The 12313-nt window shown below is 65.1% G+C and carries 8 protein-coding genes and 1 CRISPR repeat array (1 of these 9 running past the window's edge); of the genes, 2 read left to right on the top strand and 6 right to left on the bottom strand.

Annotated features, from left to right (window positions below; translation table 11 throughout):
- Positions 1 to 2744: a CRISPR direct-repeat array (repeat unit 28 nt; unit sequence TTTCTGAGCTGCCTACGCGGCAGCGAAC) (it extends 2024 nt beyond the left edge of the window).
- 130 nt (positions 2745 to 2874) lie between these two features.
- Genes cas6f through csy1 form a run of 4 tightly spaced genes read right to left on the bottom strand, consistent with a single transcriptional unit; the run spans position 2875 to position 6958 of the window.
- Complete coding sequence (cas6f, locus tag ACM14_RS03350; RefSeq protein ID WP_065345397.1) at positions 2875 to 3441, bottom strand: type I-F CRISPR-associated endoribonuclease Cas6/Csy4; 567 nt, start codon at positions 3439 to 3441, stop codon at positions 2875 to 2877.
- Between the two features lie 5 nt (positions 3442 to 3446).
- Positions 3447 to 4475 (bottom strand): type I-F CRISPR-associated protein Csy3, encoded by a 1029-nt coding sequence (gene csy3, locus ACM14_RS03345; RefSeq protein ID WP_016451881.1) that lies wholly within the window; start codon positions 4473 to 4475, stop codon positions 3447 to 3449.
- Positions 4476 to 4529: 54 nt separating this feature from the next.
- Positions 4530 to 5612 carry a type I-F CRISPR-associated protein Csy2 gene (gene csy2 / locus ACM14_RS03340; protein WP_065345327.1) on the bottom strand — a complete coding sequence of 361 codons (1083 nt, stop codon included), beginning with the start codon at positions 5610 to 5612 and terminating at the stop codon, positions 4530 to 4532.
- Positions 5609 to 6958 carry a type I-F CRISPR-associated protein Csy1 gene (gene csy1 / locus ACM14_RS03335; protein ID WP_065345326.1) on the bottom strand — a complete coding sequence of 450 codons (1350 nt, stop codon included), beginning with the start codon at positions 6956 to 6958 and terminating at the stop codon, positions 5609 to 5611. The genes csy2 and csy1 overlap by 4 nt, the downstream gene beginning before the upstream one ends.
- A gap of 166 nt (positions 6959 to 7124) precedes the next feature.
- Between csy1 and ACM14_RS03330 the strand changes: the two genes are divergently transcribed.
- Together ACM14_RS03330 and ACM14_RS03325 are read left to right on the top strand one after the other, a co-directional pair.
- Positions 7125 to 7406 (top strand): type II toxin-antitoxin system RelE/ParE family toxin, encoded by a 282-nt coding sequence (locus tag ACM14_RS03330; RefSeq protein WP_043789322.1) that lies wholly within the window; start codon positions 7125 to 7127, stop codon positions 7404 to 7406.
- 81 nt (positions 7407 to 7487) lie between these two features.
- Positions 7488 to 7799 (top strand): HigA family addiction module antitoxin, encoded by a 312-nt coding sequence (locus tag ACM14_RS03325; protein ID WP_012203141.1) that lies wholly within the window; start codon positions 7488 to 7490, stop codon positions 7797 to 7799.
- Between the two features lie 3 nt (positions 7800 to 7802).
- Here the strand turns inward: ACM14_RS03325 and cas3f are convergent, their stop codons facing one another.
- Positions 7803 to 11291 (bottom strand): type I-F CRISPR-associated helicase Cas3f, encoded by a 3489-nt coding sequence (cas3f, locus tag ACM14_RS03320; RefSeq protein ID WP_065345325.1) that lies wholly within the window; start codon positions 11289 to 11291, stop codon positions 7803 to 7805.
- Complete coding sequence (gene cas1f, locus ACM14_RS03315; RefSeq protein WP_047219648.1) at positions 11288 to 12310, bottom strand: type I-F CRISPR-associated endonuclease Cas1f; 1023 nt, start codon at positions 12308 to 12310, stop codon at positions 11288 to 11290. Before cas1f ends, cas3f begins: the two co-directional genes overlap by 4 nt.
- Between the last annotated feature and the right edge of the window lie 3 nt (positions 12311 to 12313).

The raw sequence follows: 12313 nt of genomic DNA, 5'->3' as shown, positions 1-12313 counted from the left end.
GGGGCCCGGCGTGATTTTCTGAGCTGCCTACGCGGCAGCGAACTGGTTTGATAGTTCGATGCTGGTTCCCTTGTATTTCTGAGCTGCCTACGCGGCAGCGAACAAGGCCCGCATGGGCCTCGTGCAGACGTGCCATTTCTGAGCTGCCTACGCGGCAGCGAACGCCCATCGTCGGCATGGTCCAGTCCTCGGGCATTTCTGAGCTGCCTACGCGGCAGCGAACTTATCCAGCGCATACCAGACGCCGGGCCTGATTTTCTGAGCTGCCTACGCGGCAGCGAACGACGCCATCGACTTCGTGGCGCAGCGGGTGCTTTTCTGAGCTGCCTACGCGGCAGCGAACTAGCATCAACGTCGCGGGTCGCGTGAAGGCCTTTTCTGAGCTGCCTACGCGGCAGCGAACGTAGCCCTCTCGCTGGTCGCTACTGTGGCTGTTTTCTGAGCTGCCTACGCGGCAGCGAACCAGTCGGAGATCGAGCTGCAGCGTCGCCATCTTTTCTGAGCTGCCTACGCGGCAGCGAACATGCGGAGGTCGCGCCCGGCATTGCTCAGGCCTTTCTGAGCTGCCTACGCGGCAGCGAACGAAGCCTGGCTCGATGTGGATCTCTTCGTAGATTTCTGAGCTGCCTACGCGGCAGCGAACCTCACGGACGGCCACAGCAGATGTCTTGGTCATTTCTGAGCTGCCTACGCGGCAGCGAACGTGAGGTGGCCTTCACCGTGCACGCGCTTGATTTTCTGAGCTGCCTACGCGGCAGCGAACTGATTGCCGAACAGCATGCGGCTGGTGCTCCTTTTCTGAGCTGCCTACGCGGCAGCGAACCCTGAGCGTTGAGGTAGGAGCTGGGCCTGGCCTTTCTGAGCTGCCTACGCGGCAGCGAACTGTCGCACCAGTGCGTCGCGTCGTGCTCTGCTTTTCTGAGCTGCCTACGCGGCAGCGAACGGTGTTTGCGGCTGCCTTGGCTGGGGCCTTTCTTTCTGAGCTGCCTACGCGGCAGCGAACCCGATGCGGCCCGACAGGATCGCGGCCTTGATTTTCTGAGCTGCCTACGCGGCAGCGAACCCGGACAAGATGCCGGCCGAGTGGCTCTTCAATTTCTGAGCTGCCTACGCGGCAGCGAACCCGCGATCTCGGTGACACGCAGGGACAGCAGGTTTCTGAGCTGCCTACGCGGCAGCGAACGCCCGGTTCAACGGCCACCGCCTGAGCTTCATTTTCTGAGCTGCCTACGCGGCAGCGAACGCGTGGTGGATGCGCCCGAGCGGTGGCGAACTTTTCTGAGCTGCCTACGCGGCAGCGAACTGCGCTCTCTTGTCTCAAGTCGATGACGAAGATTTCTGAGCTGCCTACGCGGCAGCGAACCCAGTTCGCGGCTGTGACCTCCTCGGCCGGGTTTTCTGAGCTGCCTACGCGGCAGCGAACCCATCCAGGGCAGCGGCGGCACTTCTACTGCTTTTCTGAGCTGCCTACGCGGCAGCGAACTTCGGCCATGGCGCGGCGCAGGTAGATCGCTTTTTCTGAGCTGCCTACGCGGCAGCGAACCCTTCTTCGACGTGTCGCGCCCGCCGCGCTACTTTCTGAGCTGCCTACGCGGCAGCGAACTTGAGATGCCAGCAAGCGCTCCAAAGTCCTCTTTTTCTGAGCTGCCTACGCGGCAGCGAACGTGTGGCCGCACTCGAAGTTGGTGCAGGCTAATTTCTGAGCTGCCTACGCGGCAGCGAACCCGTGCTGCGCGTTGAACGCCTGGAGGCCTGATTTCTGAGCTGCCTACGCGGCAGCGAACGATCCATTGCCAGCGCTGCAGTTGGCGTCGGTTTTCTGAGCTGCCTACGCGGCAGCGAACTACTCCGTATGGTCTCCGGCCCAGTCGCGGAATTTCTGAGCTGCCTACGCGGCAGCGAACTTCGCGGTAGGCCTCCTGCAGATCCGCCTGCATTTCTGAGCTGCCTACGCGGCAGCGAACGAACGCTGTCTCGGATCAAGGCTGGCGACACATTTCTGAGCTGCCTACGCGGCAGCGAACCACTCAGGCCGCCGCTGTGTATGAGGCCACGCTTTCTGAGCTGCCTACGCGGCAGCGAACCTGGTCAAGAGCACAACAAGCGCGACGCCTGTTTTCTGAGCTGCCTACGCGGCAGCGAACTCCGAGGAAATTGGTCACCTCTTCGACGGTCATTTCTGAGCTGCCTACGCGGCAGCGAACGTAGTTCTGCTCGGTCATGTCGCCGGCCTTCTTTTCTGAGCTGCCTACGCGGCAGCGAACTTGAGCTGGGCCTGGTCCTTCAAGAACTGGTTTTTCTGAGCTGCCTACGCGGCAGCGAACTCGTTGTAGACCAGGACGAAGGTACGCCCGATTTTCTGAGCTGCCTACGCGGCAGCGAACCTGGATCTATATCAGGCGTCAACTCTGCGACTTTTCTGAGCTGCCTACGCGGCAGCGAACGCTCAGGGCCTGTAATTGTCCGAGTGCTTGCATTTCTGAGCTGCCTACGCGGCAGCGAACAGCGGCCTGTCCAGCACCCCCTTACGCTTGAATTTCTGAGCTGCCTACGCGGCAGCGAACCGGGGTGCACTGATGCTAAATGACATGCTGATTTTCTGAGCTGCCTACGCGGCAGCGAACCTGCAGTACGTGCCCTCGTTCAAGTTTTTGGATTTCTGAGCTGCCTACGCGGCAGCGAACCGCTCGTCATAGCGGCGGATGGCCTGGGTGACTTTCTGAGCTGCCTACGCGGCAGCGAACTAGGCAAAAAATTCCCTAATCCATTGATTTTGAAAGAGCTTTCACCTCCAGCTGGCAAACACCCCAAATTCCGGGGCATCCGCCAAGCTGTTGATTTACAAGGCAGTCTTCAGGCCGCCAAAAAAAAGGGTCAGAACCAGGGAACAGCAGTTCCCAGGCTCAGCCCGTAGGTGTTGAAGCCTTCCTGGCCCACCGTGCCCTGCACCGCTTTCTGCTCCACGAACAGACAAAACGGCTGGCCGGTGCTGGCGCTGCGCAGTTGAACGTAGGGCAGGTCCGGGGTGCGCTCCACGCTGTCGGGGATGGCGGCCGCGGCCTGTTCAGCGGTTTCTCCCTTGCGCCGCATGCGGCGGCGGCGCAGGCGGTCGGGGCTGGTCTTGAATTGCCGGCGTTGCACCAGGTAGGGCACGGCGCCCTCTGGCACCAAAGCTGGCGGCGTGCAGTGCACGTGATCGCGCATGCCCTGCAGCCAGGGCTGTTCCATCAGGCCGCGCAGCGCGGCTTCACTGCCATGCAGGCGCAGGATGGTGCCCAGAGTGCGCGGACGCAGGCTGTAGCCGGGAAAGCTGATGCCTATGTCCGCGCTGCCCAGTTGCACGAGCGCGCGGTGCAGCTTGGCGACCAGCGCGCCCAGCAGGTGGGCGTGGCTGAATTCCGGGTCAGGCAGCAGCGTGATGTCGATGTAGTGCGAGGTCATGGCCATCAGCTCGCATCGCCGAAGACGCCGCCACGGATCAGCACGGCCATCACGAAGTGCTGCTGCTCAACGGGCGGCACCTTGTCCTTGAGCAGCCAGTCGTCCAGCAGGGTGTAGAAGTCCTGCTTTTGCTTGGGCTGGCGCCAGGCCTTGCCCTGGGTGGTGACGGAGCCGTAGGGCTCGACCGCGATAGGGCCCAGGTCCTGCGCGCCGTCGTACCAGGTGTCGATGGTGCGCAGGGCGTTGCCGATTTTCTGGGAGTGGATGGCGGCGACCTCCTGGCCTTTTTCACCGATCTGGTAGAGCGTCTTGCTCTTTTTGGTGCTGCCCTTGTCGAGGATCAGCTCCTGCGAGGGGAAGACTTCCTGGCCCGCGCCCAGGCGCACAAAGGCGGTGATCTGCAGCAGCACATGGGCCTTGCCCTCAAGCCCCTGCGCGATCACGCTGCCCAACGCAGCCACTTTCTCATCAGGCTGCTCCAGCGTGCGCAGGTTGTGGGCCAGCGCATCGAACGACCATGCCTGCCCGGCCTTGCCATCCTTGAGCTGCACCACCTGCACCTGCACGCTTTCCGCGCCCACGCGGTTGCGCCACAGGAAGCGCCCGTTCGCCAGGTTGGCCGCATAGCGGTTGGCCAGTTCGGCAAAGCCCTGGGCCGAGGCATAGGCCTGCACCGTTTGTGCGAGCCTGGCCTGGTATTCGGCGCTGTTGCAGGCAGACGGGGTGCCTGCGCCAGACAGCACGCGCAGCGTGAACTGCACCTTGAGCGTGTCGGCATCGGCGGGCAGGGCTGCCACGTCCACGGTCTGCAGGTTGGGGTTTTCGATGGCAGCGTCGAGCTTGGCCGGGTCCTGGTCCTTGGTCTTGAGGCGGTTGGAGATGGTGCCGCGCACGGATTTCTCGCGCAGCTTGACGGAGGGCCAGGAGGCGGAGGCCGCCCGGTCATCCCAGTTGCCTGCGTGGAAGACGGCGTCGGAGGGGTCGAGCTTGCGTTCGAAGGCGAGGACGGATGCGGTCTTGAGGGTGCTGGACATGGTGTTCAATCCTTTGGCAATACGGTGTGAAAGGCGGCGGTGCAAGGACGCGGGTCAGGTGTATGCATAGCTGTCGTCGTCTTCCTGCTCCTGGGCTGCGGCGTCGTCAGGGTCGGCCACGGCTGCGGGGTCCGGGACGTAGCCGCTGCGGCAGCGGTAAAGGCCCCGCTTTTCATCGGTGTGCGCATGCCACAGCAGTTGCTCCAGATGGGTGAGGCGGTGCGGGCTGATCCATTCGCCCAGCGAGTAGACCGACTCCACGAAGCGCAGCGGCGTGGTGGCATCGCGGGCGTTGAGCACTTCGCCTGCGGCATGTGATGGCGAGAGTGCCGCATAGCCCACGGGCACAGGCACGATCCACCCGCTGCCCGGGCCGCGCCAGGGGTCTGCCCATGGCTGCTTGCCATCGGCAGGCGGGGGCTGGCCTTCGGCCGCTGCCACGGGCTCGTGGTTGAAACGCGATGCATGCAGCCAGGCGTCGAGCAGCGTGGTGTGCGCCGCTTTGTCGCGCAGCCTGTGCAGGCGGTCGGCCAGCAGGTCGTCACGCCCCACCAGGGCGAAGCCCGGCAGCCACTGGCGCCGCCATTCTCGGAACTGGCGGCTGCGCTCGGTGGCGTCTTCTGCCAGCACGGCCAGCCTGGGGCGCACGCGCCTGCCGGGCGCGGCGCGCGATGGCAGCAGGCTGCCGCCGGCCACCCGCATTTGCGACAGGATTTGTCCGGCTTCATCGGCCCATTGCTGCATCGGCTCGGCAGCGCTTTGCACCAGGGTCGGGGCCGAGTTGGAGCCGGGGTCGCGTTTTTCCGAGACGGTGAAGACCACGGAGATGTCGAGGTGGATGCGCCCTTCCTCCACGATGGCGGCGGTGCTGCCGTCCTTGTCCACCGGGTTGCGCGTGAGGTTGAAGCTGCGCACATAGCCCTGCGTCACCTGCTCCTGATGGTGGTGGCAGACCACGCCCACCGCGTGCAGGCGCAAGGGGATGCCGGCCTGCGCCAGCTTGCGCTCCAGCGCCCACATCAGGCCGGTGAAGGCGGTGATGGAGGGGAAGCCGTGCGTGAGCGGGCTGGAGATGGCGTTGGCGTTCTGGACGCGCAGATGGGGAAAAACGAGAAGCGCTTGTGGAGACTGGCTCATTGCGAGTCCCCCTTGCCTTCAATCCGTTTGCGCAGTTCACGCAACTGCTGCACAAAACCATCCTCATCGGTCAGCAGCTCTTTCCGCCACACACGCGCCTCGGCGTCGCCCACAGGCAACTGGCCGAACAGCTGGCTGTTGAGCCAGTTGGCAAAGCGCTTGCCTACCTCGGCAGGCCAGTCCATCCAAAGCCATTCGCGGGCGAAATCTGCCTCATCGCGCAGTTCGGTGCGCAATGGGTCCAGCCACAGCTGCTCTTCACGCACCAGCTTGCCGAAGCGTTCCGAATCGCGGCTCCAGCCAGCGGGCAGGGTCTGCTGCACTTCGCCGGCGAGCGAGACCATTTCATCGATCAGCGCATCCATGAAGGCTTCACGGCGCTCGCGCGTTTGCAGGTTGGGCTCCGGGTCGGTCGCAAGGAAGGCACGCAGCTTGCGCACCGTGCTGCGCACCTCGGGACGGCCGATGAACAGCTTGTCGAACACGGAGCTGGCATGCACCGGCAGCCGTACATCGCTGCTGCGCCAGACCGGTGGCAGCGAAGCCAGCAGGTAATTGACCCCGCCACGCTCGCTGTTGAGCTGGGAAATATTCTGTGGCTTTGTCCCTCCCATCTTCTGGACGGCCAGCCCAGGGTAGTCATGGAAGACGCCGTCATGCGCCTTGCGCTCGCGCCGCGCCTGCCGGGCCGCCTTGTTGCTTTCCCCAAAGCGGTCTTCCTGCACCTGCGCATGCACGGCATGAGCCAGCGAGGTGGCAAACAACGGCGCCAGCAATTCATAGCCTTCATCGGCACAGGCATCGCTGCCCGTCAGCCAGTACAGCTGCTTGGCCCGCGTGTGCGAACTGGGTGCGCCCGCGCGCGGCTGGGTCAGGCCGACGAAGGCATCGCGCAAGCCCATGGCCTGCTGCGGGTCCTCATGCAGGGCCTGGAGCGCGCCCAGGTCTTGCGCCAGCAGCGCGGCCAGCAGACTGGTGCCGTCCACCTCGACCTTGAGGAACTTGTAGACGTCGAGCGCCGCCGCATTGCCCACCACATCGCCAGAGAAGGACTGCCCCAGCGCATGGCTGCCCAGTTCCTGCAGCACGGGCAGGCTGGCCGGCTCCACATAGAGATTGGTGCCGCGCGCGTCGGGGTGTATGGGCTTGAGGGAGTGGGTGACGGCCTGGATTTGCGTCACCCGGCGGGCGGCATCTTCCATCCAGGTATCGCGCTGGTGCTGAGCCAGCAGCTCCTGTCGTTTGGGGTCATCTTCGGCCAGCTTGTCCAGCTTGGCCTGAAGCCGTTCCTGGATAAAGATGGCGATGGCGTCATGCCAACGCATGGCGCTTGGGGTGGGCGGCATTGCTTCTCCTCCTTGCAAGAAATTCAGAACAAACCCACGATCTGCGTGGTCTGCAACGATGTCCTTCAACGAACGGTGCGGGTGGTCTTGCTCCTCTGCGCTTCGTTTCCTTTGTGCTGCAAAGCGATATACCGAATAACGGTAAACGGTATAAAATTCCTGACTTATGGCGATCACTTCCTTCAAGTGCCCGGAAACCCAGCGCCTGTTCACCAGCGGCAAGACCCGCCGGTTCGCCAACATCCAGAGCGTGGCGGAGCGCAAGCTGGCTCAGTTGGATGCGGCTGTGACACTTGAATTTCTGCGCAGCCCTCCTGGCAATCGCCTGGAAATGCTCGTGGGAGATCGGCAGGGCCAGCACAGCATCCGCATCAACGACCAGTGGCGCCTCTGCTTTGTCTGGACGGAAAAGGGAGTGGTTGACGTAGAGATAGTGGATTACCACTGACGAACAATGACATGCCTTCGCTGCCGCATCGGCGGCTTGGGAACCGGCGCCTCCCGGCAATGAGGGGCACAGGAGAAAGACATGCTTAAAAACGGCATGCGCCCCATACACCCAGGTGAAGTCCTGCGCGAGGACTACCTGAAGCCCATGGACATGAGCGCCAACGCGCTGGCCAGGCACCTGCACGTTCCCGCCTCGCGCGTGAACGACATCGTGCTGGAGCGGCGCGGCATCACGGCCGACACGGCGCTGCGGCTGAGCCGCTTCTTTGGGGGCGACGCTCAGTCCTGGCTGAACCTTCAGACCGCCTACGACCTGCGCACGGCAGAGCTGAACGCGGAGTTGCAGGCGTCCGTGAGGCAAGTTCATCCGATGCAGCTGCATACCGCCTGATCCTCAGGCCCGGCCCACAAAGCCCAGCACGCCATGCCAGCGCCAGCCCTGTGCCTTGTCGGGCAGGCTGGCCGTGGCGTACTTGCTTGCACAGGCATCCAGCGCCAGCCCCTTGTCCTCCGCCAGGGCTAACAGTTCCTGCATCAGGTCGGCCTGCCCCCATGCAGTGACAGACCCCTTCCGTGGGTCCAATGGCTCCCGGTGCAGCAGGCTGTCCTGCACCAGCACATGGAGCTTGTCGCCCCGCCGCTGGCCATCGACCACGTGGTGCAGGTGCAAGCCCTCTTCCTCGTCGTCCGGCAGAAAGACCACATCCACGCGCGGCAGCGGGTCGTAGCGAAAGCGCTGGAACTGCGGCAGCAGGCCCGTGAGCCAGAAGCAGGCAGGGCTGGCCCAGTGCAGGCTGGCGGCGCGCAGCACCGGCGTGGCATCCGGGCTGTCTGCGGGTCGCGGCAGCATGGTGTCGTGCAGGCGGGCGTGTTCCAGGTCCACGAGGTTCCTGGCCGGGTGGAACTGCTCCCTGGCCACTTCGATGCGTGCGCGGGCATCCACGGGCCAGAGGTGCTCACCCTTGGTGTGCTTGGCGAGCAGCGATTGCAGGTCGTGCGAGCGCAGGTGGAAGTACCGCGCCGTGTCCGCCTTGTCATCCACCGGCTCCATCTCGAAACCCGGCTTGCAGAATGCCGCCCTGCCTGGATGCTCGAAAGCGCGCAGGTTGCTGTCCAGCACCCGCATGTTGGCCTCCTGCACCGCACCCGGCCGGTGGCGCCGCACGCGTCCGGCCAGCTGAATCAGCGAGCGCATGGACGAGGGCTCGACCACGGCCCAGTCATAGTCGTGGTCGCGGCCCACTTCGGTGACGGGGGAGCCGAGCACGATGAAGAGGTGGTTGACCTCATCGTTGGCATCAAGCAATGCGCGGATGGCCGGCCTCTGGAAGATGGGGTCTGCGCCATCGGGGGAGCGGCGGTCCAGCGCGGTGTCCAGGTGCCGCTCGATGCTGGAACGCGCCAGCAGCGGAAACTGCGAGTGGTAGACGCACAGGTGCACACGCACGCCCGGTGCATGAGCGCCCTGGCCATACATGGCCACGGCCACGTCGAACAGCGGTTCGATGTTGGCCATGCGGATGAGGCCGAAGCTCACGCGCTTGCCGCTGGCGGGATCGATGCCATGGTTGCCCGGCTGCTGGTGCAGTTGCCATGCATGCTCCAGCGCGATGCGCGCAAAATCCCGGCGCCGCGCGGCCGGGTCCAGCCCCTGCCAGCCGGCAGGCAGGGGAGCGATGGCAGCCAGGCGTCGCACCTCGGCCCGGGCGAGCTGGGCCACGCGCTTTTGCACAAAGCCTTCATGGCCTGTGCGAAACCCTGCGCCATCGGCGCAGTCCAGTGCCTGCTGGTGGAACTCGTCCACCCACAGGCAGCAGATGGCCACGGGCTCCCCGGGCCGCTCGCCGCGATGGCGCTGGAAGATCTCGCGCCCGGCGCAGTATGCCAGGTACAGCCCCTCCACCAGCGCTGGCGGCAAGGTGGCCGAGGACAGCAGCACGCGTGAGCCCAGCAGGCCTGCCCAGTGCACGAGCCGCGTGAGCGCGGGCAGGTCGGCCATGTCGAAATCATCGGGCTCGTCCAGTACGAGGTCGCCCGTCATGAGGCGCAGCATGGGCGCGATCTGGCGGCCGCCGCGCAGGCTTTCGGTGGCGGGCGTGAGGTGGTCCACGGTGCAGGCCAGCACGGGCGCGGCGATCAGCGAGCGCACCTGCGCATCGTCGGTCAGGCGCTGCAGCAGTGGGTGCTGGTCATTGCCGTCGAACAGGACTTGCCCGCCTTCGTCGAGCAGCGCCTGGCGCGAGGCCGAACCCGTGGCCTCGGCCTGCGCTTGCCAGTACTCGAACAGCGCGCGGCTGGCCGCGCCGCCGACCTTGATGGCGAGCTGGTCGTCGCCCAGGCCCAGGTCGCTCTGGAACACCCGCCCCGTCTGCAGCGTGAGCGTGCGCAGGCCGATGGCGAAGGCACAGCGCATGCCCACGCCCGGGTCAGCCAGCGCGTTCATGATGCGGGCATTGCCCAGCGTCTTGCCGCAGCCGGTGGAAGCCATATTGACGATGAAGCCGCCCTGGCTGGCGGCCCGGTGGCGCACGCTGGCAGCAAGGTCGGCGGCCTTGTCCTGCCACTGGAAGCGCGCATTGCTGCTGCGCTTCTTGAGGCCGCGATGGCTGCGCAGGGCCGGCAGGCTGCGCGCCAGCGTGGGCAGCGAACGCGCCACCAGCGTGGCATGGGCCTGCACGCCGAGCAGGTGCTCGTCCAGTGTCTGGTTGAACGCGGACGCGGCACCTGGAGCTGCACTCTTGCGCCGGGTGTTGGCGTACAGCGGATAGCCCGCGTTGCGGAAAGGCTGGCGGCGCGCTTCGTCCTCGATGCTGGAGTAGTGATGGTCGGCCAGCATCAGGCACAGGCGCGAGAGGTGCAGCGTGAACGGATCGCCCAGGCTTGCAGCGTCAAGCGACCGGCCCGTCAGTTCCTGCAGCTTGAGCGCATAGCGCGCCGCCTGCTTGCGCCAGGCGGCCGTGGCCACCGGAAGGCCCTGCGGGAAGTCCCAATGGGAGCGCACTTTTGCCGGATCGGCTTTCTCGCGCGGCTCGTTCCAGTCAGCGCTGATGCGCTGCAGCAGCTGCTCCATCTCATTGCTGTTGACGAAGCGCGGGCGCGCGCCAAAGCGGCACCATTGGCGGCGGTCGGGCTCCAGCTCGTCGTCGGACTCCTGCCGGCCTGCAGCGACCGGCATGCAGGGCAGCCGATGGTGTGTCAGAACCAGCCATGCCACGGCGGTGGCCAGCGGCGGCAGCACCTTGAACGGCAGATGCTGGCTGGCCTGCGGCTCGTCCAGGCCATCGCGCAGAAGGCGGCCGCTGCGGTGATCCAGCCATTGCGCCTCAAAGGCCCGGGCGTCGGCGGCCTCATCTACACAGGCTGCCAGCCTTTGCAGCCATGCCGCGTCGCTGTCGCCGCCCACGAAAGCCTGGAACAGCCGCACCGACACCCATTCATGGCGGTAGTGGTTGCGCTCGCGCAGGCCCGGATTCTTCAGCCGGTCCTGGAATGCCTGGGTGGCCTTGCCCAGGTCATGCACCAGGGCAGCCAAAGCGGCCAGCGCCGTGATCAGTGGCAGGTGGTGCCAGTGGCTTTCGTCTTCTGCGCGCAGCACGTTGCTGGCCGTGGTGTTGGTGGGCACGGCGCCTTCTGCGTTGAACTGGCGCCCGTCGCCCACGATCCACAGCAGTTCGCTGTGGTCGCGCCCGCGTATCCAGTGGCAGGCCACGGCGGTGTTCTTGCGCGCGGTCTGGCGCAGCAGCTTGCGCACGGTGTCGAGCCCAGCCGCGGTGATGGGCGTCTGCCAGGTGCGATCGCCGCGCCGCTCGGCAAACTGGTCGAGGATGCGGCGCGTTTCGGTGAGGGCGCGCTTGCTGCACTGGGAGACGAAGAGCACGTTCATGTGTCGGCCTCCTGCGCAGCGCCGGGCGTTGTGGGCGTTGTGGGCGCGCCGGCCAGGCGCGCCGTGTCGACGGCAATGCGCTTGAGCGTGTCGATGATGAAGTCCAGCGATTCGCTGCGCGTGAGCGCCTCGATGCATTGGCGGCGAAATTGCGGCTCGTCGTCGCCGCGCATGGCCGACAGGAAGGCCTGGGGCAGTATGGCCGCATCCTTGACCAGATCGGCCGCATCGAACACCAGGCCTCCGCGCCGCGTCTTGCCATGCAGAACGGCCAGACCGTGGGGCAGGCCAAGCACCCAGGTGGCCGTGGCGCCCAGTCCGTAGGCCAGGTAGTTGCCATGGTCCAGATAGCGGTTGGCTGCATCGGTGCCGGTGCCACGCTTGGCGCGCGTGAATTCGCCATATCCCACGGCGTCCACAGCGAGCTTGAACAAGGCCTTGGTCAGCCGTGCCTCATCGGTCAGCAGTGTCATGACATCGGGCGCATTGGCCATCAGCGCCGCAAATTGCTGCACCAGAGCCTTCAGGCGCTCCATGTCCACGGCAAAGCCGGATTCACGCAAGGCACGTGCACCCCATTCCTGCTGCAGCCGCTGCAATCGCAAAGCCTGCAATTGTTTGGCGGCATGCAGGCGCAGTTCATCGTCAAACCAGAATTGGACCCAGGCCTGCAGGTATTCAGTGGGGCGGTACTCGCTTTGCGGAGTGAGCCAGGCGACTTCCACATCGACTTCATTGGCGCTGAACAAAGGCGTGCCGCCGCCGCCGCAAAAGCCGACCAGCACGCCCGCCTTGGCCAGTTCCCGCATGGCCGCCTGCGTGATGGAGGTGCCGGTGCCCAGCAGGATGCTGGTGGTGTTGGCAATGGGAATATTCCAATACAGGCTGCGCTTGCCGGCATCGGTCACATATTCCACCCGCCCGCCATTGACCAGGACACGGCAGTGCTCAAGGTAATAGATGTTGGCGCGTTTGGAATGGAGAATGGTCTTGAGATCCTGGCCCTTGATATCCTGCATTGC

This window comes from Delftia sp. JD2 (assembly GCF_001682645.1).
Lineage (GTDB): Bacteria > Pseudomonadota > Gammaproteobacteria > Burkholderiales > Burkholderiaceae_C > Comamonas > Comamonas acidovorans.
The sequence above is the reverse complement of the archived record's forward strand: the minus strand, read 5'-3'. Positions and strand labels throughout refer to the sequence as shown.